Origin of the sequence: Pseudomonas sp. W17 (genome assembly GCF_040268305.1) — a bacterium.
Classification (GTDB): Bacteria; Pseudomonadota; Gammaproteobacteria; order Pseudomonadales; family Pseudomonadaceae; genus Aquipseudomonas; species Aquipseudomonas protegens.
The window spans coordinates 2348140-2373361 of record NZ_CP158490.1 but is presented as its reverse complement, the minus strand read 5'-3'; the positions used below and the strand labels follow the sequence as shown (position 1 = coordinate 2373361).

The 25222-nt window shown below is 62.4% G+C and carries 19 protein-coding genes, 7 tRNA genes and 1 pseudogene; 8 read left to right on the top strand and 19 right to left on the bottom strand.

Annotated features, from left to right (window positions below; all coding sequences use genetic code 11):
* Positions 1–119: 119 nt before the first annotated feature.
* The 5 genes from asd to leuC all read right to left on the bottom strand — a co-directional run bounded on the left by asd (position 120) and on the right by leuC (position 5353).
* Positions 120–1232 (bottom strand): aspartate-semialdehyde dehydrogenase, encoded by a 1113-nt coding sequence (gene asd / locus ABCR88_RS10970; RefSeq protein ID WP_015634899.1) that lies wholly within the window; start codon positions 1230–1232, stop codon positions 120–122.
* Between the two features lie 54 nt (positions 1233–1286).
* Positions 1287–2369: a 3-isopropylmalate dehydrogenase gene (gene leuB, locus ABCR88_RS10965; protein WP_011060378.1), complete on the bottom strand. Its 1083-nt coding sequence runs from the start codon at positions 2367–2369 to the stop codon at positions 1287–1289.
* 51 nt (positions 2370–2420) lie between these two features.
* Positions 2421–3185, bottom strand: a complete 765-nt coding sequence (locus ABCR88_RS10960; RefSeq protein ID WP_350404532.1) for a class I SAM-dependent methyltransferase — start codon at positions 3183–3185, stop codon at positions 2421–2423.
* Positions 3186–3279: 94 nt separating this feature from the next.
* Positions 3280–3924 carry a 3-isopropylmalate dehydratase small subunit gene (leuD, locus tag ABCR88_RS10955; RefSeq protein ID WP_011060376.1) on the bottom strand — a complete coding sequence of 215 codons (645 nt, stop codon included), beginning with the start codon at positions 3922–3924 and terminating at the stop codon, positions 3280–3282.
* 10 nt (positions 3925–3934) lie between these two features.
* Positions 3935–5353 carry a 3-isopropylmalate dehydratase large subunit gene (leuC, locus tag ABCR88_RS10950; RefSeq protein WP_015634895.1) on the bottom strand — a complete coding sequence of 473 codons (1419 nt, stop codon included), beginning with the start codon at positions 5351–5353 and terminating at the stop codon, positions 3935–3937.
* A 153-nt stretch (positions 5354–5506) separates the two neighbouring features.
* Between leuC and ABCR88_RS10945 the strand changes: the two genes are divergently transcribed.
* Together ABCR88_RS10945 and ABCR88_RS10940 are read left to right on the top strand one after the other, a co-directional pair.
* Positions 5507–6397 (top strand): LysR family transcriptional regulator, encoded by an 891-nt coding sequence (locus ABCR88_RS10945; RefSeq protein ID WP_350404531.1) that lies wholly within the window; start codon positions 5507–5509, stop codon positions 6395–6397.
* A gap of 83 nt (positions 6398–6480) precedes the next feature.
* A complete protein-coding gene (locus tag ABCR88_RS10940) occupies positions 6481–9759 on the top strand; it encodes an EAL domain-containing protein (RefSeq protein WP_350404530.1) in 3279 nt (1092 codons plus the stop codon).
* Between the two features lie 48 nt (positions 9760–9807).
* On the opposite strand, the gene ABCR88_RS10935 is transcribed toward ABCR88_RS10940, so the two are convergent.
* The 12 genes from ABCR88_RS10935 to gltX form a co-directional block, all read right to left on the bottom strand.
* Positions 9808–10254: an Hsp20 family protein gene (locus tag ABCR88_RS10935; RefSeq protein WP_011060372.1), complete on the bottom strand. Its 447-nt coding sequence runs from the start codon at positions 10252–10254 to the stop codon at positions 9808–9810.
* Between the two features lie 114 nt (positions 10255–10368).
* Positions 10369–11328, bottom strand: a complete 960-nt coding sequence (locus tag ABCR88_RS10930; protein ID WP_011060371.1) for a tRNA-dihydrouridine synthase — start codon at positions 11326–11328, stop codon at positions 10369–10371.
* Between the two features lie 144 nt (positions 11329–11472).
* A complete protein-coding gene (locus ABCR88_RS10925) occupies positions 11473–11907 on the bottom strand; it encodes a thioesterase family protein (RefSeq protein ID WP_011060370.1) in 435 nt (144 codons plus the stop codon).
* Positions 11908–11954: 47 nt separating this feature from the next.
* A complete protein-coding gene (locus ABCR88_RS10920; RefSeq protein ID WP_015634891.1) occupies positions 11955–12788 on the bottom strand; it encodes an alpha/beta fold hydrolase in 834 nt (277 codons plus the stop codon).
* 26 nt (positions 12789–12814) lie between these two features.
* The gene (locus ABCR88_RS10915; protein ID WP_011060368.1) at positions 12815–13354 is read right to left on the bottom strand and encodes a TetR/AcrR family transcriptional regulator; all 540 of its coding nucleotides are present in this window, start codon (positions 13352–13354) and stop codon (positions 12815–12817) included.
* A gap of 182 nt (positions 13355–13536) precedes the next feature.
* Positions 13537–13612: transfer RNA gene (locus ABCR88_RS10910), tRNA-Glu, on the bottom strand.
* Between the two features lie 78 nt (positions 13613–13690).
* Positions 13691–13766 (bottom strand) — tRNA-Ala (locus ABCR88_RS10905).
* A 52-nt stretch (positions 13767–13818) separates the two neighbouring features.
* A tRNA-Glu gene (locus ABCR88_RS10900) sits at positions 13819–13894 on the bottom strand.
* 79 nt (positions 13895–13973) lie between these two features.
* Positions 13974–14049, bottom strand: a tRNA-Ala gene (locus ABCR88_RS10895).
* 52 nt (positions 14050–14101) lie between these two features.
* A tRNA-Glu gene (locus tag ABCR88_RS10890) sits at positions 14102–14177 on the bottom strand.
* 79 nt (positions 14178–14256) lie between these two features.
* Positions 14257–14332, bottom strand: a tRNA-Ala gene (locus ABCR88_RS10885).
* A 277-nt stretch (positions 14333–14609) separates the two neighbouring features.
* On the bottom strand, positions 14610–16091 hold the full coding sequence (gene gltX / locus ABCR88_RS10880) for a glutamate--tRNA ligase (RefSeq protein WP_016965547.1): 1482 nt from the start codon (positions 16089–16091) through the stop codon (positions 14610–14612).
* A gap of 232 nt (positions 16092–16323) precedes the next feature.
* Here gltX and ABCR88_RS10875 point away from each other — a divergent pair, with 232 nt between their 5' ends.
* Both ABCR88_RS10875 and ABCR88_RS10870 read left to right on the top strand, forming a co-directional pair.
* A complete protein-coding gene (locus ABCR88_RS10875; protein WP_060838394.1) occupies positions 16324–17370 on the top strand; it encodes an HlyD family secretion protein in 1047 nt (348 codons plus the stop codon).
* Positions 17360–18910 (top strand): MDR family MFS transporter, encoded by a 1551-nt coding sequence (locus ABCR88_RS10870; protein WP_350404529.1) that lies wholly within the window; start codon positions 17360–17362, stop codon positions 18908–18910. Before ABCR88_RS10875 ends, ABCR88_RS10870 begins: the two co-directional genes overlap by 11 nt.
* Positions 18911–19022: 112 nt before the next feature.
* On the opposite strand, the gene uvrB is transcribed toward ABCR88_RS10870, so the two are convergent.
* Positions 19023–21038: an excinuclease ABC subunit UvrB gene (gene uvrB / locus ABCR88_RS10865; RefSeq protein WP_232644171.1), complete on the bottom strand. Its 2016-nt coding sequence runs from the start codon at positions 21036–21038 to the stop codon at positions 19023–19025.
* A gap of 336 nt (positions 21039–21374) precedes the next feature.
* On the opposite strand from uvrB, the gene ABCR88_RS10860 reads away from it, so the two are divergent.
* Positions 21375–22571 carry an amino acid aminotransferase gene (locus ABCR88_RS10860; protein ID WP_011060363.1) on the top strand — a complete coding sequence of 399 codons (1197 nt, stop codon included), beginning with the start codon at positions 21375–21377 and terminating at the stop codon, positions 22569–22571.
* Positions 22572–22701: 130 nt separating this feature from the next.
* Positions 22702–22899, top strand: coding sequence for a hypothetical protein (locus ABCR88_RS10855; protein ID WP_011060362.1), 198 nt, complete (start codon positions 22702–22704; stop codon positions 22897–22899).
* A 6-nt stretch (positions 22900–22905) separates the two neighbouring features.
* Here ABCR88_RS10855 and ABCR88_RS10850 read toward each other — a convergent pair.
* Positions 22906–23138: pseudogene (locus ABCR88_RS10850) on the bottom strand (hypothetical protein).
* Positions 23139–23408: 270 nt separating this feature from the next.
* Here ABCR88_RS10850 and ABCR88_RS10845 point away from each other — a divergent pair.
* Both ABCR88_RS10845 and ABCR88_RS10840 read left to right on the top strand, forming a co-directional pair.
* A tRNA-Asn gene (locus tag ABCR88_RS10845) sits at positions 23409–23484 on the top strand.
* Between the two features lie 524 nt (positions 23485–24008).
* Positions 24009–25166 carry an MFS transporter gene (locus tag ABCR88_RS10840; RefSeq protein ID WP_041120595.1) on the top strand — a complete coding sequence of 386 codons (1158 nt, stop codon included), beginning with the start codon at positions 24009–24011 and terminating at the stop codon, positions 25164–25166.
* Positions 25167–25222 lie beyond the last annotated feature (56 nt).

Here is a 25222-nt window from a genome sequence, read left to right as displayed (position 1 = left end):
ATTCGCGGGGAGAGCTGTGGCTGGAACGAAGCACTCTTCGCGGGCAAGCCCACTCTGCGGTGGGCATGAAAAAGCCCGCGCCTTGTGCAAGGGGCGGGCTGTTTCAAGCGCTCAGAGAATCAACGCTCCAGCAGGATCCGCAGCATGCGGCGCAGCGGCTCGGCCGCCCCCCACAGCAACTGGTCGCCGACAGTGAAGGCGCCCAGGAACTGCGAGCCCATGTTCAGCTTGCGCAGGCGGCCCACCGGAATGTTCAGGGTGCCGGTGACCTTGGTCGGGCTCAGCTCCTGCATGCTGATATCACGCTGGTTCGGCACCAGCTTGACCCAAGGGTTGTGCTGGCTGATCAGCCCTTCGATATCGGCGATCGGCACATCCTTGTTGAGCTTGATGGTCAGCGCCTGGCTGTGGCAGCGCATGGCGCCGATGCGCACGCAGATGCCGTCCACCGGGATCGGGCTCTTGAAGCGACCGAGGATCTTGTTGGTCTCGGCCTGGGCCTTCCACTCTTCACGGCTCTGGCCGTTGGGCAGCTCCTTGTCGATCCATGGAATCAGGCTACCGGCCAGCGGCACGCCGAAGTTCTCGGTCGGGTAGGCATCGCTGCGCATGGCCTCGGCCACCTTGCGATCGATGTCGAGGATGGCACTGGCCGGGTTGGCCAGTTCATCAGCGACGGCAGCGTGGGTGGCGCCCATCTGCTTGATCAGCTCGCGCATGTTCTGCGCGCCGGCGCCGGAGGCGGCCTGATAGGTCATGGCGCTCATCCACTCCACCAGGCCGGCTTCGAACAGGCCGCCCAGGCCCATCAGCATCAGGCTGACGGTGCAGTTACCGCCGATGTAGTTCTTGGTGCCCGCATCCAGCTGCTGGTCAATGACCTTGCGGTTCACCGGATCGAGGATGATCACCGCGTCATCTTCCATGCGCAGGCTGGATGCGGCATCGATCCAGTAGCCCTGCCAGCCCGCTTCGCGCAGCTTGGGGAAGACTTCGCTGGTGTAGTCGCCACCCTGGCAGGTCAGAATCACGTCGAGGGTTTTCAACTCTTCAATGCTGTAGGCGTCCTTCAGCGGAGCAATATCCTTGCCCACCGACGGCCCCTGGCCACCGACATTGGAAGTGGTGAAAAACACCGGTTCAATAAGATCGAAGTCCTGCTCTTCCAGCATCCGCTGCATGAGCACGGAACCGACCATACCGCGCCAACCGATCAGACCTACACGTTTCATCGCAACTACACCTATACAAAAGTGGGCCACTGTCTGTGCAGTGGGCCCGAAAGATTACAGATTCCGCAGCGCGGCGACTACTGCATCGCCCATTTCCTGCGTACCGACTTTGGTGCAACCGGCCGACCAGATGTCGCCGGTGCGCAAACCCTGGTCCAGGACCCGGCTCACGGCCTGCTCGATGGCGTCCGCGGCCTCGGTCAGGTTGAAGCTGTAGCGCAACATCATCGACACCGAGAGGATGGTCGCCAGCGGGTTGGCAATGCCCTGCCCGGCGATGTCCGGCGCCGAACCGTGGCATGGCTCGTACATGCCCTTGTTGTTGGCGTCCAGGGACGCCGACGGCAGCATGCCGATGGAACCGGTGAGCATCGAGGCTTCGTCGGAAAGAATATCGCCGAACATGTTGTCGGTGACGATCACATCGAACTGCTTCGGCGCACGCACCAGTTGCATGGCGGCGTTGTCCACATACATGTGGCTCAACTCGACATCCGGGTAGTCCTTGGCCACTTGCTCGACCACTTCACGCCACAGTTGGCTGGACGCCAGGACGTTGGCCTTGTCCACCGAGCACAGCTTCTTGCCGCGCACGCGGGCCATGTCGAAGCCGACCCGGGCAATACGGCGGATTTCACTCTCGCTGTACGGCAGGGTGTCGTAGGACTGGCGTTCGCCGTTTTCCAGTTCGCGGGTGCCCCGTGGCGCGCCGAAGTAGATGCCACCGGTCAGCTCGCGAACGATGAGGATGTCCAGGCCGGAGACGATTTCCGGTTTCAGGCTCGAAGCATCGGCCAATTGCGGGTAGAGGATCGCCGGACGCAGGTTGCCGAACAGGCCCAGTTGCGCACGAATCTTCAGCAGGCCGCGCTCAGGGCGGATGTCACGCTCGATCTTGTCCCACTTCGGGCCGCCCACGGCGCCCAGCAGCACCGCATCGGCGGCACGGGCACGATCCAGGGTCTCATCGGCCAGGGGCACACCGTGCTTGTCGATGGCCGCACCGCCGATCACGTCGTGGCTCAGCTCGAAGCCCAGGCTGTACTTGTCGTTGGCCAATTCCAGGACCTTGACCGCCTCGGCCATGATTTCCGGGCCAATACCGTCACCGGGGAGAATCAGAATCTGCTTGCTCATGCGTTCCTCGTTTGCTCAGTCGGCACGCCCGCAGGCGTACCCGGAAAAAGTCTATCGCTCGGCCCACAGCACCAGTACATCTGTACTGAACGAACCATCGGCCTCAATCTCAAAATATTCACGCACTTCGTTACCCATTGCCTGCTGCAACTGGCGGATCGCCACCCGCAACGGCTCGGGAGTGCGCATGCGCTCGACCCAGGAGCTGTACTCCAGGCGCAGGCGCTGGCGGCTGGCACTGCGGGTGTGCAGGCCGGCCTCGCTGACCTGGCGCAGCCATTCACCCGCCGAATAATCGCGCACATGGCTGGTATCGCGCAGCACTTCGACGCTTTGCAGGTAAGTGTCCAGCAGCGGACTGCCCGGCGACAAGACATCGATGAACGCCGCCACGCCGCCCGGCTTCAGTACCCGGCGCACTTCCCGCAGGGCCAGGCCCAGGTCGCTCCAATGGTGGGCCGAGTAACGGCTGAAGACGAAGTCGAACTCGCCATCGGCGAACGGCAGGCGCTCGGCGGCGCCCAGTACGGTGCGGATGTTACCCAGCCCGCGCTCCTGCGCCGCCCCTGCCACCACATCCAGCATCTGCTGGGAGAGGTCGTAGGCCACCACTTCCCTGACCTGCGGCGCGACATGAAAGCTGACGTGGCCGGCACCGCAGCCCAGGTCCAGGAGCCGGGCTGTGCCCTTGCCTGCCACCTCGGCCTGCAGCAAGGCGAATTCGGCACCCTGAGCGTGCACGGTGCTGCTCAGGTAGGCCGAAGCCTGCTCGCCAAATTGCTTCTGTACTACCTGGCTGTGGGCGTTGCTGGTCATGGGGCGATCCTTTTGGGCAAGGGAAACGGCGTTCGCTGGCAAGCCAGCTCCTACAACGCCATCCGTAGGGGTCGGCTTGCCGTCGATCAGGCAATCAGGCGTCGCGGAACAGCCAGGGCTGGCTGGCGCGATGCTTGGCCTCGAAGGCGGCGATGGCGTCGCCGTCCTGCAGGGTCAGGCCGATGTCGTCCAGACCGTTGAGCAGGCAATGCTTGCGGAAGGCATCGATCTCGAACTTCAGCACCTTGCCGTCGGGGCGGGTCACGGTCTGCGCTTGGAGGTCGATGCGCAATTGGTAGCCCGGAGTAGCCTCGACCTGCTGGAACAGCTCGTCGACTTCAGCGTCGCTCAGGATGATCGGCAGCAAGCCGTTCTTGAAGCTGTTGTTGAAGAAGATGTCGGCGTAGCTGGGCGCGATGATGCTGCGAAAACCGTACTCCTCCAGGGCCCACGGCGCGTGCTCGCGGCTGGAGCCGCAACCGAAGTTCTCCCGGGCCAGCAACACGCTGGCACCCTGGTAACGCTCGGCGTTGAGCACGAAATCCTTGTTCAACGGGCGCTTGGAGTTGTCCTGGTAGGGCTGGCCCACGTCCAGGTAGCGCCACTCGTCGAACAGGTTGGGGCCAAAACCGGTGCGCTTGATCGACTTGAGAAACTGCTTGGGGATGATCTGGTCGGTGTCGACGTTGGCACGATCCAGAGGCGCGACCAAACCATTGTGCTGAGTGAAAGCTTTCATGCTGCGCTCCTTAGATCAATTCACGGACGTCGACGAAACGACCGCTGACAGCGGCGGCGGCGGCCATGGCCGGGCTGACCAGGTGGGTACGCCCACCGGCACCCTGGCGCCCTTCGAAGTTACGGTTCGAGGTCGAGGCGCAATGCTCGCCGGACTCCAGGCGGTCCGGGTTCATCGCCAGGCACATCGAGCAGCCCGGCTCACGCCATTCGAAACCGGCTTCGAGGAAGATCTTGTCCAGGCCTTCCGATTCGGCCTGCGCCTTGACCAGGCCCGAGCCCGGCACCACGATCGCCTGCTTGATGGTGGAAGCCACTTTGCGGCCCTTGGCGATGACCGCGGCGGCGCGCAAGTCTTCGATCCGCGAGTTGGTGCAGGAGCCGATGAAGACGCGGTCCAACTGAATGTCGGTGATCGCCTGGTTGGCGCTCAAGCCCATGTACTTCAAGGCGCGGACGATGGAATCGCGCTTGACCAGATCCATTTCCTTGGCCGGGTCCGGTACGTTCTGATCCACCGCCAGGACCATTTCCGGGGACGTGCCCCAGCTGACCTGCGGCTTGATCTGTGCGGCATCGAGCTCGACCACGGTATCGAACTTGGCGTCGGCATCGGACACCAGGTCCTTCCAGGCCTCGACGGCCAAGTCCCATTCGGCGCCCTTGGGGGCGAACGGACGTCCCTTGACGTATGCCACGGTCTTTTCGTCCGCCGCCACCAGGCCGACACGGGCACCGGCTTCGATGGACATGTTGCAGATGGTCATGCGGCCTTCGACGGACAGCTCGCGAATCGCGCTACCGGCGAACTCGATGGCATGGCCGTTACCGCCGGCGGTGCCGATCTTGCCGATCACGGCCAGGACGATGTCCTTGGCGGTCACGCCGAAAGGCAAGGTGCCTTCCACACGCACCAGCATGTTCTTCATTTTCTTGGCCACCAGGCACTGGGTGGCAAGGACGTGCTCCACCTCGGAGGTGCCGATGCCATGGGCCAGGGCGCCGAAAGCACCGTGGGTCGAGGTGTGGGAGTCACCACAGACCACGGTCATGCCCGGCAAGGTGGCGCCCTGCTCCGGGCCGATCACGTGGACGATGCCCTGGCGCACGTCGTTCATCTTGAATTCGACAATGCCGTATTCATCGCAGTTGTCGTCGAGGGTCTGCACCTGGAGGCGGGAAACCTGGTCGGCGATCGCTTCGATCCCGCCCTTGCGCTCCGGCGTGGTCGGTACGTTGTGGTCCGGGGTGGCGATGTTGGCATCGATGCGCCATGGCTTGCGCCCGGCCAGACGCAGGCCTTCGAAGGCTTGCGGCGAGGTCACTTCGTGGATGATGTGACGATCGATATAGATCAGCGCCGAACCATCGTCGCGCTGCTTGACCAAATGCGAATCCCAGAGCTTGTCGTAGAGCGTCTTGCCGGCCATCGGACCATTCCTCATCAGCTTGTTTCTATGCCCCGGGCTCCGATCGTGCGCCGATCAATAACCCTTTGGCTTGTGAGGCCGATCCTATGGCGTTAGATTAAATAACTCAAATTCATATTTTTCATGCTTTGGATAACCAACTGGAATGCAGCTATGGACCTGGCCAACCTCAACGCCTTTATAGCCATCGCCGAGACCGGCAGCTTTTCCGGCGCCGGCGAACGCCTGCACCTGACCCAGCCAGCCATCAGCAAACGCATCGCCGGCCTGGAGCAGCAACTCAACGTGCGGCTGTTCGACCGCCTGGGGCGGGAGATCGGCCTGACCGAGGCCGGGCGTGCCCTGCTACCCCGGGCCTACCAGATCATCAATGTGCTGGATGACACCCGCCGCGCCCTGACCAACCTCACCGGCGAAGTCAGTGGCCGCCTGACCCTGGCCACCAGCCATCACATTGGCCTGCACCGCCTGCCGCCATTGCTGCGGGCCTTCACCCGGCGCTACCCGCAAGTGGCCCTGGACATCCAGTTCCTCGACTCCGAAGTGGCCTACGAGGAAATCCTCCATGGCCGCGCCGAACTGGCAGTGATCACCCTGGCCCCCGAGCCCCACTCCCTGATCAAGGCCACTGCGGTCTGGGACGACCCGCTGGACTTCGTCGCCGCGCCGGAACACCCGCTGGTCAGCAGCGGCCAGGTGAGCCTGGCGGACATTGCCCTGCATCCCGCGGTTTTCCCCGGCGGCAATACCTTTACCCACCATATTGTCCAACGCCTGTTTGAAGCCCAGGGCCTGACGCCGAACATCGCCATGAGTACTAACTATCTGGAAACTATAAAGATGATGGTGTCCATCGGCCTGGCCTGGAGCGTGCTGCCACGCACCATGCTCGACGACCAGGTGGCGCGCATTCCTTTACCGGGCATACAGCTGCACCGCCAGCTAGGCTATATCCTGCATACCGAACGGACACTTTCGAACGCTGCGCGGGCTTTCATGGCCTTACTGGATGCACAAGTCGATTGGCCAGGGAACCCGGCATAACACTCCGGGTATCGCCCGTGCCACGCCGCAGCGCCATGAGTATCCCGCACCCGACGAATGACTCAGCTCAAGGCCTGACCTCCATGCCCAAACCCGCTGACCGTATTCCGCCCTTGCCGCGTATCCATGCTGTCGACCCCCGGGAGTCGGAGCAAAGCTGGGAAAACGCACCGCAGCTGCTCGCCGCCCTCAACGGTGCGCGCCTGGGGGCCTGGTATTGGGATATTGAAAGCGGGCAGATCAGTTGGTCCCGGGGCACCCAGGCGCTGTTCGGCTTCGACCCGCGCCAGCCCTTGCCGGAAAACCTCGAATACCTCGACCTGCTGCCCATCGAGGACCGGGCCAGGACGATTCGCGCCTTTCATTCAGTGCTGGCCGGCGCGCCGCTGGAACACGCCATGCACCACCGCATCCGCTGGCCCGACGGCAGCCTGCACTGGCTGGAGATCAACGGCAGCGTGTTACCGGACAAGCACGGCAAGCCGCGAATGATCGGGGTGATCCGCGAGATCACCCACCAGCGCCAACGCGAAGAAGCCCTCAGCAGTTCGGAAAAGCGCTTTGCCACGCTGTTTCACCTGTGCCCCAACACCGTGCTGCTGACCCGCCTGGAAGATGGCCTGATCAGCGAGGCCAACCAGTACTTCGAAAGCCAGTTCGGCTGGCCCGCCGAGCACGTGATCGGCCGTACCACCCTGGAGATCGGCCTGTGGGTCAACCCCGAACAGCGCGCCCAACTGATCAAGGCGGTCCAGAAGAAGGGCCAGGCCGCCAGCCTCGAAGTGCAATTTCGCGCCAGCAACGGGCAGATCCATGACGGCATCCTCAGTGCCCAGAAGGTTGAACTGGAGGGCAAGGCCTACCTGCTCAGCACCTTTCTCGACACCAGCGAGCGCAAACGATCCGAACAGGCGCTCAAGGACAGCCAGGAACGCCTGGACCTGGCCCTGGATTCGGCGCAACTGGGCACCTGGGACTGGCACATTCCCAGCGGCATGCTCTACGGCTCGGCCCGCGCCGCGCAATTGCACGGCCTGGAACCCATCCCCTTCCATGAATCCTTCGACGCCTTCTTCGAAGGCGTACCCACCGAAGAGCGCAACTCCATGCGCGATGCCTACCGCAGCCTGCGCGAAGGCCCGGCGGGCAACTATCAACTGACCTACCGGGTGCAACTGGAGGACGGCAGCTCGCGCTACCTGGAAAGCCGCGCCCGCCTCTACCGCGACGAACAGGGCAGCCCGCTGCGCATGGCCGGCACTCTGCTGGACATCACCGAGCAGGTGGAACGGGAACAGCGCCTGATCACCTCCGAAGAGAAATTCGCCAGCCTGTTCCAGGTCAGCCCCGACCCAATCTGCGTGACCTTGCTGGAAACCGGTCAGTTCATCGAGATCAACTCCAGCTTCACCCAGACCTTCGGCTGGACCCTGGACGAAGTGCTAAACCGCAGCGCCGAACAGATCGGCCTTTGGGAAGACGCCGCGCCGCGCCTGCGGCGCATCGAGCAGGTGATTCGTGAACAGGCGCTGAATAATGTGGCAGTGGTGGTCCACCACAAGAACGGCCAGCCGCTGACCTGCATCATTTCCAGCCGCCTGATCACCGTGGACAAGCAGCCCTGCATCGTCACCAACCTGCGGGACATCACCCAGCAGCAGCGCTCGGAGGCGGCCCTCAAGGCCAGCGAAGAGAAGTTCGCCAAGGCCTTTCACTCCAGCCCTGATGCCATCAGCATCACCGAGCGCGACACGGGCCGCTACCTGGAAGTCAACGATGGTTTCTGCCGCCTGACCGGCCACCGCAACGACGAGGTGATCGGCCGCACCATGTACCAGATCGGCATCTGGGCCGAAGAAGCGCAACTCTCCACCTTGCTGGCGGAGCTCCAGATCAAGGGCCGGGTACACCACCTGGAAATGCTCGGGCGCAACAAGCGCGGGGAAATCCTCACCCTGGAAGTCTCGGTGGAACCCATCACCCTCAACGAAACGCCCTGCCTGCTAATGACCGCCCGGGACGTCAGCCTGCTGAAGAACGCCCAGGCACAGATCCGCCACCTGGCTTACCACGACCCCCTGACCAACCTGCCCAACCGCGCCCTGCTGATGGACCGCCTGAGCCAGCAGATTGCCCTGCTCAAGCGTCATAACCTGCGCGGTGCCCTACTGTTTCTCGACCTCGATCACTTCAAGCACATCAACGACTCCCTGGGCCACCCGGTGGGCGACACCGTGTTGAAAATCATCACCGCCCGGCTCGAAGCCAGCGTGCGCATGGAAGACACCGTGGCACGCCTGGGCGGCGATGAGTTCGTGGTCCTGCTGAGTGGCCTTGAGGGCACGCGCAACGAAGTCAGCGAACAGGTCCGCCAGCTGGCCGACACCCTACGCGAACTGCTGTCCGAACCGATGTTCCTCGATGGCCAGCGCCTGCAGGTCACCCCGAGCATCGGTGTGGCACTGATTCCCGACCACGGCTCGACCCCCACCGACCTGCTCAAACGCGCCGACATCGCCCTTTATCGGGCCAAGGATTCAGGGCGCAACACCACCCAGATGTTCCACAACACCATGCAAAAAGCCGCCAGCGAACGCCTGCGCATGGAAACCGACCTGCGCCTGGCCCTGTCCCGGGGCGAATTCAGCGTGCACTTCCAGCCCCAGGTGGACGCCCGCGACAACCGCATCGTCGGCGCCGAAGCCTTGGTGCGCTGGCAACACCCGGAGTTGGGCGCACAGTCGCCGACCGAGTTCATCAAGGTGCTGGAGGACAGCGGCCTGATCCTCGAAGTGGGCACCTGGATTCTCGACGAGGCCTGCCTGGCCTTCAGCCAGTTGATCGATCAGAAACTGGTGGATCCCCAGCACTTCAGCCTGTGCGTCAACATCAGCCCGCGGCAGTTCCGCCAGACCGACTTTGTCGAGCTGGTCGAACACAGCCTGCACGCCTATGCACTGCCCTCGAGCCTGCTGAAGCTGGAGATCACCGAAGGCATCGTGATCCAGAACCTGGAAGACACCATCAACAAGATGCGCCGGCTGAAGAAACTCGGAGTGAGCTTTGCCATGGACGACTTCGGCACCGGCTACTCGTCCCTGACCTACCTCAAGCGCTTGCCGGTGGACACCTTGAAGATCGACCAGTCCTTCGTCCGCGATGCGACCCACGACCCCAACGATGCGGAAATCATCCGGGCCATTGTCGCCATGGCCCGCAGCCTGAACCTCAAGGTCATCGCCGAAGGCGTGGAAACCCCGCAGCAGCTCGAATTCCTCCAGGGCCTGGAGTGCCACCTGTACCAGGGTTTCCTCCATAGCAGGCCGTTGCCGCTGAGCGAATTCAAGAAGCTGTTGGAATGACAGGCACGAAAAAGGGCGCCACCAGGGCGCCCTTTTTTTGCAGCGGTCTTAGTGTTGCAGAGCCGCCTGCTGCGCACCGTTGATCGGGATGCGCTTGGCTTTGGCCTCTTCCGGCACAACCCGCAGCAGGTCGATATTCAACAGACCGTTGCTCAAGGCCGCGGCCTTGACCTCGATATGGTCGGCCAGGCGGAAGGACAGCTTGAATGCACGCTGGGCAATGCCCTGGTGCAGGTAAGTGACGCTTTCATTGGCATCGCGCTTGCCACCGCTCACGGTCAACACGCCTTTTTCCACTTGCAGTTCCAGGTCTTCTTCCTGGAAACCGGCGGCGGCAATGACGATGCGGTATTGATCGTCAGCGTGTTTCTCAACGTTGTAGGGTGGGTAGCTGCTGCCTGGTTCGTTGCGCAGTGCCGACTCGAACAGATCATTGAAACGGTCGAAGCCGACAGAGGAACGGAACAGTGGAGCCAAGGAAAATGCAGTACTCATGGGTGTTTCTCCTGATTATTCAGCGAGTGGTTATCTCCGCGACCCGAATTCGGCATCGCGTACCCAAGAGATAGGGATGGGCTCCAGCGTTTCAAGACATGCCTTAAAAATTTTTTACGCCGCCTCGCTCCGGGGCATGCCCAACAGGCGCCCGACCTGATCCAGCTCGGTTTCCCGGCGCAGGGCGGTGAACAGTTCGACCGCTTCCGGGTAGTTGCGGGTCAGCATCGCCAGCCATTGCTTCAGGCGCCCCGGCGCCGAACGCGGGGTCAGTTGCACCACTACCTGAGCCCAGAAATCCTGGAGCATCGGCTGCAGGTCGGCCCAGGACATTTCCACCACTTCTTCACCGGCCCGGGCTGCGGCGATCTGCCGGGCCAGATCGGGACGCGAAACCAGCCCGCGACCCAGCATGATGTCCTCGACGCCGCTGATTTCCCGGCAACGGCGCCAGTCCTCGACGCTCCAGATATCCCCGTTGGCGAACACCGGCACCTTGACCACTTCCTGCACCCGCGGGATCCACTCCCAATGGGCCGGCGGCTTGTAGCCGTCGACCTTGGTCCGCGCGTGCACCACGATATGTTCGGCGCCACCCTCGGCCAGCGCTGTAGCACAGACCAGCGAGCCATCCGGGCTGTCGAAGCCCAGGCGCATTTTCGCCGTGACCGGAATGTGCGCCGGCACCGCACGCCGCACATGCTCGACGATCTGGTTCAGCAGCTCGGGCTCCTTGAGCAGCACCGCCCCGCCCCGGGACTTGTTGACGGTCTTGGCCGGGCAACCGAAGTTCAGGTCGATGACCTCACTGCCCAGCTCACAGGCCAGGGCCGCGTTCTCTGCCAGGCACACCGGGTCCGAACCCAGCAACTGCACTCGCAGCGGCACGCCGGCCGCGGTGTGTGCACCGTGCAGCAGTTCGGGGGCGAGCTTGTGGAAGTAGGCAGGCGTCAACAGGCGGTCATTGACGCGGATGAACTCGGTGACACACCAGTCGATCCCGCCAACACGAGTCAGTACATCCCGCAGGATGTTGTCGACCAACCCCTCCATGGGCGCCAGGGCAATTTGCATGAAACACACTCGACAAGAAAACGGGCAAAAAAACGTCCGCCAGTTTACTGGGTTTCGACCTTCAGCAGGAGTTTTACAGGGGCGAGCCAGCCGTTGCAGGCGCCTTCGCTGGCAAGCCGGCGCCTGCACGGGCACAGGGAGGTGTCAGGCGCCCTGCAGGGCCGGGCCGTAACCGTCCAGGAACTCGGCGGGCATGCGCTTGGGCTTGCCGGTGGACAGCTCGATGCAGACAAAGGTGGTCTGGGCCCGCAACAGGGTCGTACCGTCGCTCGGGCGCATCAGCTGGAAACGCCGGGTCATCTTCAGGCGCTGGTCCCAATCGACGATCCAGGTGGCCAGTTGCAGCTCATCGCCTTCATAGGCCGCCGCCAGGTAATCGATCTCGTGCCGCACCACGGCCATCGCCCGGTCCAGGCGCCGGTATTCGGCCAGGTCCAGCCCCAGGCGTTGCGAATGTCGCCAGGCGCAACGCTCCAGCCAGGTCACGTAGACCGCATTGTTGGCGTGCCCGAGGCCATCGATATCCTCGGCGGCCACCTGCAGATCGATGACGAATGGCGTTGCCAGATCCCAACTCATGCCCGACTCCCGGTCAGTTTTTTTGACCGGGGCAGTGTAACGGATGCTCAGGCCGATTGGCGCGCTTGCAGATGCCGTCCACTGACCAGCGCCACCACCGCATCCACCACGCGGGAGTCGGCCAATATCCGCTGGTGGCCACCTTCGCTCAAGCGCAGGAGACGGCTGTCGAACCAGGCCTGGTGGATCAGCTCCGATTCCTTGACCGGTACGAAGAGGTCATCTTCGGCGTGAATGATCAGGCCAGGCATATCCAACTGATACTGGGCCACGTCCATGGCGGCGGCGCGCATTCCGACCTTCTTCTCCACCTGGCGGATAAAGGCGGAACGCGCCCTGGGCGGCAACCGCATGTAGCTGGCAAAACCGCGCAACACGGCCAGGATACGTGCCGGCGCGGCGATACTGACCAGGGTTTCGGTGCGCAGACCCAATTGCACCGCGAGCATGGCGCTGGCACCGCCCATGGAGTGGCCGATCACCGCGCGCAGGGGCGGCAATTCGGCTGCTGCCTCCAGCATCGCCCGGGCAAACAGTGCCACGTTTGCCTCATCGCCCGGGGAACGACCATGAGCCGGGCCATCCAGCGCCACGGCGGTATAACCGGCGGCCACCAGGGCCTCGATCAGGCTGGCAAACTGCGTGGGCCGCCCTTCCCAACCGTGCATCAGCAATACCGTCGGCCCCTGGCCCCAACGCAGGGCTGAAAGCCCGAAACGCAAGGTCAGGCGCTCGGCACGCGCCAGCAGGGGCAACTCCCACTTTCGTGGCGGCAGCTCGCGAGGGGTCATGAACAAATGACGCATCCGATTCGCCGCCCATTGCGGCGCCACCCACCCCAGAGTGCCATTGACGCCACGAATCCAGCTCAATCTGCTCATCACCTACCTCGCCGTTGCACTTCAGGTCATAGCACCGCCGACTTGGCGGCACGCAGCAAACGATCGGACAACTCGCCGGGCCCCAACGCCCGCGCCAGGGACAGGCCGCCCACCATCAGCGCCATATCGGCCAAGGCCTTGTCGGTATCTTCGGGGCTGGCAGCCAGTTGCGCGACCATCAGCTCCATGTGTTCGTTCAAAGCCTTGCGAAAGCTCTCGGGCAAGCGCCCCAGTTCGCCGACCGAGGCTGGAATCGGGCACGCCTGCTCGGTGGAGTCGCGGTGTTTGCGCGACAGATAGAACGCCGCTGCCAACGCCCGGCGCTCTTCGCCGCTGAGGCTTGCATCCATTTCATCGAGCAGGCCGCGTCGATGGGAAAGCAACTGAGTGAAAGCTTCCAGCATCAGCGCATCCTTGCTCTCAAAGTGCGCATAGAAGCCGCCTACAGTCAGGCCGGCAGCCCCCATCACCTCACCCACACTCGGTTCGGCCGGGCCGCGCTGGATCAGTGCAGAACTGGCGGCCTGGAGAATACGTTCGCGGGTTTGAGCTTTTTTGTCGTTCATCGTTACCTCCGAATATTACGAAAAAAATATTATTCCCATAATAATTTTCCGCAAGTCGCCAGTGTGACCGTCGGTCAGAAGCGCAGGCTGAGGAAGAAAGAGAGATTGGCTGAAGGCCAGAAAAACAAAAGGGTCATTCAATGATTGAATGACCCTTAAAAATCCCGCAGAGCGGGTAAACGTGGCGTCCCCTAGGGGACTCGAACCCCTGTTACCGCCGTGAAAGGGCGGTGTCCTAGGCCACTAGACGAAGGGGACACAAACCCTTCTAACAACTGATCAGTGCTGAGTACTGATCGATTCAAGGCCGGTGTGGCCAAGCCTTGAACTGTAAATTGGTGGAGCTAGACGGGATCGAACCGTCGACCTCTTGCATGCCATGCAAGCGCTCTCCCAGCTGAGCTATAGCCCCGGATTTTCGCCTCGCGGCGCAGCGACATCTTGCAACATCGCTTGTGTGAAACTGGCGTCCCCTAGGGGACTCGAACCCCTGTTACCGCCGTGAAAGGGCGGTGTCCTAGGCCACTAGACGAAGGGGACGCAAACCCTTCTGTACAACTGACCGGTGCTGAGTACCGATCAATCCAAGGCCGGTGTGGCCAAGCCTTGAACTGTAAATTGGTGGAGCTAGACGGGATCGAACCGTCGACCTCTTGCATGCCATGCAAGCGCTCTCCCAGCTGAGCTATAGCCCCGGATTTTCGCCTCGCGGCGCAGCGATATCTTGCAACATCGCTTGTGTGAAACTGGCGTCCCCTAGGGGACTCGAACCCCTGTTACCGCCGTGAAAGGGCGGTGTCCTAGGCCACTAGACGAAGGGGACGCAAACCCTTCTGACAACTGACCGGTGCTGAGTACCGATCGACTCAAGGCCGGTGTGGCCAGGCCTTGAACTGCAAATTTGGTGGAGCTAGACGGGATCGAACCGTCGACCTCTTGCATGCCATGCAAGCGCTCTCCCAGCTGAGCTATAGCCCCTCATCGCTGAGGACGGGGCGAATCTTAAGGGGCGATCGGAAGGCTGTCAATTTTTTTTCCGTTTTTTGAAAAAAAATTTGCCGGGATAACAATCACTTACCGCCCCGCCCCGAAAACCCTGGCTTTTGCGGCCTTGTCGACCCGCATCAACCCCCGCAAAAGGTTCGTTACAGGCCGACAGAAAACGCCAAGGGCGACGATCAAACCGTCTGCGCCTGGATTTCAAGCGTAGCCGAAAAGATCGCCGCCCTTGGCGCAACCGTCCTGCAAAGGCGTCTTAGCCGATGGCGCCCAGCAGTTTCTCCCATTCCTTGTTCTCTTTCTTCGACACACCACCGAGCAGATCGATGGCCTGACGCAGACGGAAACGCGTCAGGTCCGGCCCCAGAATCTCCATGGCATCGAGTACCGATACCGAACTGGCCTGGCCAGTGATGGCCGCGAACATCAGCGGCATGGCGTCGCGCAGCTTCAGTTCCAGGGATTCAACCACTGCCTGAATGGTCGCGGTGATGCTGTCTTTCTCCCACTGACGCAGGCTTTCGAGCTTCCACAGGATCAACTGCATCAGTTGCCGCACCTGATCACCCGAAAGTTTCTTGGATTCGAACAACTTGGCATCCGGGGTCACGCCACCCGCGAAGAAGAAGCCGGCCAACGGTGCGATCTGGCTGAAGGTCTCGACCCGGCCCTGCACATGGGGCGCGATCTTCATCAGGTACTCGGGGTTCAGCGCCCAGGTCTGGACCCGGCTGGCGAACTCTTCCACCGGCAGATCCCGCAGCCACTGGCCATTGAGCCAGGACAGCTTCTCGATATCGAAGATCGGCCCACCCAGGGATACCCGCGACAGGTCGAAGTTATCGACCATTTCCTGCAATGAGAACTTCTCGCGCTCGTCCGGCATCGACCAGCCCATGCGGCCCAGGTAGTTGAGCATGGCCTCGGGCATGAAGCCCATGCGCTCGTAGAAGGTCACCGAGGTCGGGTTCTTGCGCTTGGACAGCTTGCTCTTGTCCGGGTTGCGCAGCAGCGGCATGTAGCACAGCTGCGGCTGCTCCCAACCGAAGTATTCGTACAGCAGGATCAGTTTCGGCGCCGAAGGCAGCCATTCCTCACCACGCAGCACGTGGGTGATGCCCATGAGGTGGTCATCGACCACGTTGGCCAGGAAGTAGGTCGGCAGGCCGTCGGTCTTCATCAGCACTTGCATGTCCATGCGATCCCACGGGATCTCGACGTCGCCACGCAACATGTCCGGCACCACGCAGACGCCTTCGGTCGGCACCTTCATGCGGATCACGTGGGGCTCGCCGGCCGCCAGGCGCCGGGCCACTTCTTCCTTGGACAACAGCAGCGCACGGCCGTCATAACGCGGGGTTTCGCCACGAGCCATCTGCTCGGCACGCATCTGGTCCAGTTCTTCGGCGGTGCAGAAGCACGGGAAGGCGTGGCCCAGGTCCACCAGTTGCTGGGCGTACTTCTGGTAGATGTCACCGCGCTCGCTCTGGCGATACGGGCCGTGAGGGCCGCCGACATCCGGGCCTTCGCTCCAATTGATGCCCAACCAGCGCAAGGCGTCGAAGATCTGCTGCTCGGACTCGCGAGTCGAGCGCAACTGATCGGTGTCTTCGATACGCAGAATGAACTCACCGCCATGCTGCTTGGCAAAGCAGTAGTTGAACAAAGCGATGTAAGCGGTACCTACGTGGGGGTCCCCGGTAGGCGATGGCGCGATGCGCGTGCGAACGGTGGTCATGGCTGGTCTCGAACAGATAGAAAAACGAGGAATAAAACAGGGGGCGAATGGTAACAGGCGACACCAGCACCGCTCCAGTGAGGAGGGCATTTAAGCCAAGGTTGCGACTACAGGCCGCTGCCAGCCCGCTGAATGGCCAATAATCAACAAGCGGCATTTACCACCCAGTGGCTATATGCCAGATTCGCCGGCTGATAGATTTCCTTACACTTTTCTCGACTACAGTCTGCCCATGCCTGCCCAACTCAAGCGTCGCCTGTTTGTTTTCCTGTCTCTGGTCCTGCTGATCGCCCTGGGACTGCTCGCCCATTGGTGGTTCCACGGCCGTTTTTATGAAACCACCGACAACGCCTACGTCCAGGGCGAAATCACCCGGGTTTCCAGCCAACTCAGCGCACGGATTGAAGAAGTTCGCGTGCAGGACAACCAGCACGTAGAGCAAGGCCAATTGCTGATACGCCTGGAAGGTCAGGACTTCCAGCTGGCGGTGGACCGCGCCCAGGCCGCCCTCGCCACCCGCGAGGCCGAACGCCTGCAGGCCCAGAGCAAACTGACCCAACAAGCCAGCCTGATCGCCGCCAGCCAGGCCCAGGTGGCATCGAGCCAGGCCAGCCTCGGTCGCTCGCAGATCGACCTGTCCCGGGCCCAGACCCTGCGCAAGCCCGGTTATGTCTCCGAAGAACGGGTCACCACCCTTTCCGCCGACAACCACATCGCCCGCTCCCAAGTAGCCAAGGCTGAAGCCGACCTGCAAGGCCAGCGCCAACAGGTCAACGCCCTGAACGCCGAGATCAAGCGCCTCGACGCACAGATTGCCAATGCCCGGGCCGACCTGGCCCAGGCGCAATTGAACCTGAGCCGCAGCGAAATCCACGCCCCCATCAGCGGCATCATCGGCCAGCGTGCAGCGCGCAACGGCCAGGTGGTACAGGCCGGCGCCTACCTGCTGTCGATCGTTCCGGACCAGGACATCTGGGTTCAGGCCAACTTCAAGGAGACTCAGATCGGTCACATGCAACCCGGGCAACAGGCCGAGCTGACCTTCGACGCCTACGGCGACACCCCGATCCAGGCCCGGGTCGACAGCCTATTCGCCGCGTCGGGCGCACAGTTCAGCCTGCTGCCACCGGACAACGCCACCGGCAACTTCACCAAGGTGGTACAACGCATTCCGGTAAAGCTGACCTTCGCCCCCGATAATCCCCTACAGGGCAAGATCCGTCCGGGCATGTCGGTCACGGTCAAAGTGAACGTCAAAGACCCTGTCGATGGCCGGTGATCAACTGCTGCGCCCGCTGGCGGAGCCCAGCCGGCGCGACTGGATAGCGGTCATGAGCGCCATGCTCGGCGCCTTCATGGCGGTGCTCGACATCCAGATCACCAACTCCTCGCTGAAGGACATCCAGGGCGCCCTCTCCGCCACCCTTGAGGAAGGCTCGTGGATCTCCACCTCCTACCTGGTGGCGGAGATCATCATGATCCCCCTCTCCGCCTGGCTGGTGCAGCTGCTCTCGGCCCGGCGGCTGGCGACCTGGGTTTCGGTGGGTTTCCTGATCGCCTCCCTGCTCTGCTCCATGGCCTGGAGCCTGGAAAGCATGATCGTGTTTCGCGCCCTGCAGGGCTTTACCGGCGGCGCGCTGATTCCCCTGGCATTCACCCTGACCCTGATCAAGCTCCCCGAGCACCACCGGGCCAAGGGCATGGCCATGTTCGCCATGACCGCCACCTTCGCCCCCTCCATTGGCCCGACCCTGGGCGGCTGGCTCACGGAAAACTGGGGTTGGGAGTACATCTTCTATATCAACGTGCCGCCGGGCCTGCTGATGATCGCGGGCCTGCTGTATGGCCTGGAAAAGAAGGAAGCTCACTGGGAACTGCTGAAAAGCACCGACTACGCCGGCATTCTCACCCTCGGCCTGGGCCTGGGTTGCCTGCAGGTATTTCTTGAGGAAGGCCACCGCAAGGACTGGCTGGAGTCGAACCTGATCGTGACCCTGGGCAGCATCGCCCTGGTCAGCCTGATCACCTTCGTCATCGTCCAGGTCTCCAAGCCCAATCCACTGATCAACCTGGGCATCCTGCGCAATCGCAACTTCGGCCTGTCGAGCATTTCCAGCCTGGGCATGGGGGTTGGCCTGTATGGCTCGATCTACCTGCTGCCGCTGTACCTGGCGCAGATCCAGAACTACAACGCCCTGCAGATCGGCGAAGTGATCATGTGGATGGGGATACCGCAGCTGTTCCTGATTCCGCTGGTGCCCAAGCTGATGCAGTTCATCTCGCCCAAATGGCTATGCGCCCTAGGGTTCGGCCTGTTCGGGCTGGCGAGTTTCTCGTCAGGCGTGCTCAATCCGGACTTCGCCGGACCGCAGTTCAACCAGATCCAGATCATCCGCGCCCTGGGCCAGCCGCTGATCATGGTCACCATCTCGCTGATCGCCACGGCTTATATACAGCCCCAGGACGCGGGATCGGCCTCCAGCCTGTTCAACATCCTGCGCAACCTCGGTGGCGCCATCGGCATTGCCCTGCTGGCGACCTTGCTGGATGCCCGGACCAAGACCTATTTCGACTACCTGCGCGAAGCCGTTGTGCCCAGCAATCCCCAGGTGGCGGAACGCCTGGCAACCCTCACCGAGAAGTTCGGCAGCGAGACCGCAGCCCTGGGCAAGCTCAGCGAAATCACCCACCAGCAGGCACAGATCATGGCCTACAACGACGCCTTCCATTTCGTCGGCATTGCCCTGGGCATCAGCATGCTGGCGATCCTGCTGACCAAGGCCCTGCCCAAGGGCCTCAAGGCCGGCGAAGCCCACTGACCCAAGAATTGCCTGTAGGAGCTGGCTTGCCGGCGAATAGGCTCCCAACCCTTGCACAGGATTTGAGGGCCTCTTCGCCGGCAAGCCGGCTCCTACGAGGGATCGAGCGTCGTTAGATGGTAAGCAAGCGCTCGCGCAGCTTGGTGATTTCGTCGCGCATCTGCGCCGCGGCTTCGAACTCCAGGTCGCGGGCCAGTTGGTACATCTTCTCTTCGAGCTGGCGAATGCGCTTGGTGATCTCGCTGGGCGAGCGCAGTTCGTTTTCGTAGCGGGCGTTTTCCTCCGCGGCCTTGGCCATGCCCTTGCGTTTCTTGCTGCGCGAACCGGGCACGGTGGCGCCTTCCATGATGTCGGCAACGTCCTTGACCACCCCCTTGGGGGTGATGCCATTGGCCAGGTTGAAGGCGATCTGCTTGTCGCGACGGCGCTCGGTCTCGCCAATCGCCCGCTCCATAGAGCCGGTGATGCGGTCGGCATAGAGAATCGCCCGGCCATTGAGGTTACGCGCGGCCCGGCCGATGGTCTGGATCAGCGAACGCTCGGAACGCAGGAAGCCTTCCTTGTCGGCATCGAGAATCGCCACCAGGGACACTTCCGGCATGTCCAGGCCCTCACGCAGCAGGTTGATCCCCACTAGCACATCGAAAGTGCCCAGGCGCAGGTCGCGGATGATCTCCACCCGCTCCACGGTGTCGATGTCCGAGTGCAGGTAGCGCACACGCACGCCATGGTCGGCCAGGTAATCGGTAAGGTCTTCGGCCATGCGCTTGGTCAGGGTGGTCACCAGTACCCGCTCTTCCACGGCCACACGCTTGGTGATTTCCGACAGCAGGTCGTCCACCTGGGTCAGGGCCGGGCGCACTTCCACTTGCGGGTCCACCAGCCCGGTGGGGCGCACCACCTGCTCCACTACGCGGCCGGCGTGCTCGGCCTCATAATTGCCCGGAGTGGCGGAAACGAAGATGGTCTGCGGGCTTACCCCTTCCCACTCGTCAAAACGCATTGGCCGGTTATCCAGAGCCGATGGCAGGCGGAAGCCGTACTCAACCAGGGTTTCCTTACGCGAGCGGTCACCCTTATACATGGCGCCGACCTGGGGCACGCTGACGTGGGATTCGTCGATCACCAGCAAGGCATCCGCCGGCAGGTAGTCGTACAAGGTAGGTGGCGCCGCGCCAGCGGGACGCCCCGAGAGGTAGCGCGAGTAGTTCTCGATGCCGTTGCAGTAGCCCAGTTCGAGGATCATCTCCAGGTCGAAACGGGTGCGCTGCTCCAGGCGCTGGGCCTCCACCAGCTTGTTGTTGGAACGCAGGTATTCCAGGCGCTCCTGCAACTCCACCTTGATCCCTTCGATGGCGTCCAGCAGGGTTTCCCGCGGGGTCACGTAGTGGCTCTTGGGGTAGAAGGTGAAGCGCGGCAGTTTGCGGATCACTTCACCGGTCAAGGGGTCGAAGGCGCTGATGCTTTCCACTTCGTCATCGAACAGCTCGATGCGGATCGCCTCCAGGTCCGACTCCGCCGGATAGATGTCGATCACATCGCCACGCACGCGGAAGGTGGCGCGGGCGAAATCCATGTCGTTGCGGGTGTATTGCAGGTCCGCCAGACGCCGCAGCAAAGCGCGCTGGTCAAGTTTGTCGCCGCGGTCCACGTGCAGGACCATTTTCAGGTAGGTTTCCGGACTGCCCAGACCATAGATGCAGGACACCGTGGTCACGATGATCGCGTCCTTGCGCTCCAGCAACGCCTTGGTGGCAGACAGGCGCATCTGCTCGATATGGTCGTTGATCGAGGCGTCCTTCTCGATAAAGGTGTCGGAGGACGGCACGTAAGCTTCGGGCTGGTAGTAGTCGTAGTAGGAAACGAAGTACTCAACCGCATTGTTCGGGAAGAAGGCCTTGAACTCACCGTACAACTGCGCGGCCAAGGTCTTGTTCGGCGCCAGCACCAGGGTCGGGCGCTGTACCTGGGCGATCACGTTGGCGATGCTGAACGTCTTGCCCGAACCGGTCACACCGAGCAGGGTCTGGTGCGCCAGCCCGGCCTCGATGCCTTCGACCATCAGACGGATGGCTTCCGGCTGGTCGCCGGCGGGCTGGAAGCGGGTGACTAGCTGGAATTCGGACATAACGTACCTCTGGGATCATTCGTGCGCGGCGATACCGTACAGGAACGAGAAAGACCGCGTACGACCCATGTCGCCGAGGAAAAAACGGGAATGTGCTAGATGTGGAGCCAAATACTACGGCTTTCAAGGGAAAGGCCTGACACCCGCTAACACCCAGGATGTTGCAATAAGACTAACGGTCGAAAAATAAAGCGAAAAACTTGCCGCAAAAGGTCAATCGGCTGTCGCCCGCCACGATGATGGCCTCTATACTAGCTCCCCGTTTGTGCACCGCTCTAGTGCATTCGGCTGGAGCGCGACACGTCCCTCCACACTCCATTCAGAGCCGCCGTAAAAATGAGCCTGTTCTCCGCTGTCGAAATGGCACCACGCGATCCAATCCTGGGCCTCAACGAAGCATTCAACACCGATACCCGCACCGATAAGGTCAACCTCGGGGTGGGCGTGTACTGCAACGAGGAGGGACGCATTCCGCTCCTGCGCGCCGTTGTCGAAGCCGAGACGATTCGCGCCGCCCAACATGCTTCCCGTGGCTACCTGCCGATCGACGGCATTGCCGCCTACGACCAGGCGGTACAGAAGCTGCTGTTCGGCAACGACTCGCCACTGCTGGCCGCTGGCCGCGTGGTCACCACCCAGGCCGTTGGCGGCACTGGCGCCCTGAAGATCGGTGCCGACTTCCTCAAGCAGTTGCTGCCCAACGCCGTGGTCGCCATCAGCGACCCGAGCTGGGAAAACCACCGCGCCCTGTTTGAGACCGCCGGCTTCCCGGTGCAGAACTACCGCTACTACGACGCTGCCACCCACGACGTGAACCGTGCTGGCCTGCTGGAAGACCTGAACGCCCTGCCGGCCCAGTCGATCGTGGTGCTGCACGCCTGCTGCCACAACCCGACCGGTGTCGACCTGAGCCCACAGGACTGGAAAGACGTCCTGGAGGTGGTCAAGGCGAAAAACCTCGTGCCCTTCCTCGACATGGCCTACCAGGGCTTTGGCGACGGCATCGACGAAGACGCCGCGGCGGTGCGCCTGTTCGCCGAGTCGGGCCTGACCTTCTTCGTTTCCAGCTCGTTCTCCAAGTCGTTCTCGCTGTACGGCGAGCGCGTTGGCGCCCTGTCCATCGTCAGCAGCTCCAAGGAAGAAAGCGCCCGCGTGCTGTCCCAGGTCAAGCGCGTGATCCGCACCAACTACTCCAACCCGCCGACCCACGGTGCAACCATCGTCGCCGCCGTGCTGAACAGCCCGGAACTGCGCGCCCAGTGGGAGCAGGAACTGGCGCAAATGCGCCTGCGAATTCGCGGCATGCGCACCCAGATGGTCGACTTGCTGGCCAAAGGCGCCCCTGAGCACGACTTCAGCTTCGTCGGTCGCCAGCGCGGCATGTTCTCCTACTCCGGCCTGACCGTTGAGCAAGTGACCCGCTTGCGCAACGAATTCGGCATCTACGCCCTGGACACCGGCCGCATCTGCGTCGCCGCGCTGAACCAGAACAACATCCATGTCGTGACCCAGGCCATCCTGCAAGTGATCTGATTCACGACAGCGCCAACGAAAAGGGGAAGCCGGCAGGCTTCCCCTTTTCGTTGGCGATACGTCGTTGCGCTGCCCGCCCCCACAGCCTCTAGACTGTGAGCCTATGCCCCCCTTGCTGAGCGAGATCCCGATGAAAAACGATGACCTGCGGGCCGACCGCGACGAACTGGAGCATTACCTGCCCCGCTCGCAGAAACGCGAAAAGAGCCTGGTGCTGCAAATTGCCCTGGGCGTATTCCTTGGCGGACTGGCCCTGTGGCTGGTGCAATTGGCCGCAACCTCGCTGATGGCCAAGCTGATGCTCGGCACCCTGACCTTCGGCGGCTGAACCGCCCTACCCCTGCAATTGAGCCAGGCGCTGGCTGGCGGCATCGTCGAACGCCACGTACAGCGCCTCAGCCACCTGGCTCTTGATGGCCTTGGCACTCTCCAGCCCCAGGACAAAACCTTCGGCCTTGCCGCCGGCACGGTTCAAATCCATCGCCGATCCGGCCTGGGTGATGGCGTCCAGCAACTTGCCGGCCTGGGGCCGACCCCTTTGGGCAGGCTGATCTGCTCGATGCTCATGACAGCACCTCGCAGCAAAGCGCGAAACAGATAGAAGGATGCTGGGATAAATCGAAGCGGATCATAAAGGCGTACCTATGCGGCTGAAGGCCGGCAGCGCGTGAAACCACTTCCGGGGCGCCATGGTAGCCCCTATCGGATCCGCCAGAGACGTGCAGACCGATAAATCCCGCAAAGTCCTGCCAGCCTTTCATTCAGATCCTCGTCGTCCTGAAAAAAAATTCCTCGACTTGTTGACTTCCCTTTCTGAATCAGTAAGATACGGCGCATTCCGCGATAGCTCAGTTGGTAGAGCAAGTGACTGTTAATCACTGGGTCCCTGGTTCGAGTCCAGGTCGTGGAGCCATCTTCCTACACTGATTTGCCTTGATCCTCATGAGAGCGCCCTGCTCCTGCGGCAAATCAGCTCAAGCAGTATCCCCCTTGCAAATGATTGATCCGCCTTTCATCCCGACATGCGGATAGACGCTTCATGCACGCCTGAAATCCTCCTTCGCCAACCCGGTTGCATTGCCGCAAAGGCCTGACGTAGGCTGTGCGCCTCTTTATCCAAGCAGTCAGACCCCGCGATGTTCCTGCCCGCACAGTCACCGTGCCCTTCCCCCTCGATGAGCCCTTCGGCAACCCTGGCTGTTGCCCAACTTGACTGTGCGATCAACCGTCGACGCCGTAGCGTATTGTTTGCCTTCACCTTCTCCCCCCACCCGGGCCCACGCTGATCGCGATTGAACCCGGCGCCACCCCGCTAGCCCCTCTGCTTCCACCAGGGCATCTGCCCGGCAATCGCCCGCACGTCGGCCTGCGATGTCCTGCAGTGCCCGCAATAACTGTCTTTTTTGGCGCCTGACGCTTCAGGCGCAGGTCTTGATCATGAACAAAGCCTTGTTAGCCGCCCTGATCCTGGGCATCTCCATTGTCGGCCTGAGCATCGGCTCCACGGTGCCGATCCTTGCCCTGCGCCTGTATCAGGCCGGCGCCTCGAACAACCAGATCGGCATCATGTCGGCGCTGCCCGCCGCAGGCATGATGCTCTCGGCCTTCCTGGTCAATGCCCTGAGCCAACGCCTGACCCGGCGCCAGATCTACCTGCTGTGTTTCAGCCTGTGCGCCTTGAGCGTGGCCGCCCTGGAACTGCCCGGGGCCAGCCTCTACAGCCTGGGCCTGGCGCGGGTCGCCATGGGCCTGGGGGCGGGGCTGATCATCATTCTCGGGGAAACCTGGGTCAATGAAATGGCCGAAGACGCCACCCGCGGACGCCTGGTAGCGGTCTACACCACCTGCTTCACCTTCTTCCAGCTCCTGGGCCCGGGCCTGGTATCGCTCTTGGGCACCGAGGGGCCCGCCGTGCTGGGCATCGTCAGCGTCGGTTATGCAGTGGCGATCGCAGTGGTCTGGCTGATCCTGCCCCTGGAAGACCAGCAGCCGCTGCATGCCGAAAGTCGCACCTTTTCGGTACTGGGCTTTATCCGCATCGCGCCGGCGCTGTGCGTGGGCATCCTGTTCTTCGCGTTTTTCGACAGCGTGGTGCTGTCGCTCTTTCCGGTGTACGCCGCCACCCATGGCTACAGCATCAAGCTCGCGGCCTTGATGGTGACCATCATTCTGTTGGGCGACACCGCGTTCCAGTTCCCCCTCGGCTGGCTTTCGGACAAGCTCGGGCGCCCCGGGATCTACCTGGGCTGCGGCATCATTGCCCTGCTGATCGGCCTTGCCCTGCCACTGCTGATGCAAACGTCCACCCTGCTCTGGCCGAGCCTGGTCATCCTCGGCGCCGTGGCCGGCGGCATCTATACACTGGCTATCGTGCTGATCGGCCAGTCCTTCAGCGGCGCCGACCTGGTGACTGCCAACGCCAGCGCCGGGCTGCTCTGGGGCATCGGCAGCCTGCTGGGCCCCTTGCTCAGCGGCGCGGCCATGAGCGGCGGCAGCTATGGTCTACCCCTGACCCTGGCGGGGGCCGCCGCAGTGGTGGTGGTCTTCGCCCTGTCCCTGGTACGCCAGGGGTACCTCAGCAAGGCTGCCGACTGAAATACAGCGGATGCGGCCCGTGATCATTCACAGGCCGCATCTTTGTCATTACCATC

Bases quoted from the DNA above. Each gene is read 5' to 3' on its own strand.
- asd (WP_015634899.1), bottom strand. From the start codon at position 1,232: ATGAAACGTGTAGGTCTGATCGGTTGGCGCGGTATGGTCGGTTCCGTG.
- leuB (WP_011060378.1), bottom strand. From the start codon at position 2,369: ATGAGCAAGCAGATTCTGATTCTCCCCGGTGACGGTATTGGCCCGGAA.
- ABCR88_RS10960 (WP_350404532.1), bottom strand. From the start codon at position 3,185: ATGACCAGCAACGCCCACAGCCAGGTAGTACAGAAGCAATTTGGCGAG.
- leuD (WP_011060376.1), bottom strand. From the start codon at position 3,924: ATGAAAGCTTTCACTCAGCACAATGGTTTGGTCGCGCCTCTGGATCGT.
- leuC (WP_015634895.1), bottom strand. From the start codon at position 5,353: ATGGCCGGCAAGACGCTCTACGACAAGCTCTGGGATTCGCATTTGGTC.
- ABCR88_RS10945 (WP_350404531.1), top strand. From the start codon at position 5,507: ATGGACCTGGCCAACCTCAACGCCTTTATAGCCATCGCCGAGACCGGC.
- ABCR88_RS10940 (WP_350404530.1), top strand. From the start codon at position 6,481: ATGCCCAAACCCGCTGACCGTATTCCGCCCTTGCCGCGTATCCATGCT.
- ABCR88_RS10935 (WP_011060372.1), bottom strand. From the start codon at position 10,254: ATGAGTACTGCATTTTCCTTGGCTCCACTGTTCCGTTCCTCTGTCGGC.
- ABCR88_RS10930 (WP_011060371.1), bottom strand. From the start codon at position 11,328: ATGCAAATTGCCCTGGCGCCCATGGAGGGGTTGGTCGACAACATCCTG.
- ABCR88_RS10925 (WP_011060370.1), bottom strand. From the start codon at position 11,907: ATGAGTTGGGATCTGGCAACGCCATTCGTCATCGATCTGCAGGTGGCC.
- ABCR88_RS10920 (WP_015634891.1), bottom strand. From the start codon at position 12,788: ATGAGCAGATTGAGCTGGATTCGTGGCGTCAATGGCACTCTGGGGTGG.
- ABCR88_RS10915 (WP_011060368.1), bottom strand. From the start codon at position 13,354: ATGAACGACAAAAAAGCTCAAACCCGCGAACGTATTCTCCAGGCCGCC.
- gltX (WP_016965547.1), bottom strand. From the start codon at position 16,091: ATGACCACCGTTCGCACGCGCATCGCGCCATCGCCTACCGGGGACCCC.
- ABCR88_RS10875 (WP_060838394.1), top strand. From the start codon at position 16,324: ATGCCTGCCCAACTCAAGCGTCGCCTGTTTGTTTTCCTGTCTCTGGTC.
- ABCR88_RS10870 (WP_350404529.1), top strand. From the start codon at position 17,360: ATGGCCGGTGATCAACTGCTGCGCCCGCTGGCGGAGCCCAGCCGGCGC.
- uvrB (WP_232644171.1), bottom strand. From the start codon at position 21,038: ATGTCCGAATTCCAGCTAGTCACCCGCTTCCAGCCCGCCGGCGACCAG.
- ABCR88_RS10860 (WP_011060363.1), top strand. From the start codon at position 21,375: ATGAGCCTGTTCTCCGCTGTCGAAATGGCACCACGCGATCCAATCCTG.
- ABCR88_RS10855 (WP_011060362.1), top strand. From the start codon at position 22,702: ATGAAAAACGATGACCTGCGGGCCGACCGCGACGAACTGGAGCATTAC.
- ABCR88_RS10840 (WP_041120595.1), top strand. From the start codon at position 24,009: ATGAACAAAGCCTTGTTAGCCGCCCTGATCCTGGGCATCTCCATTGTC.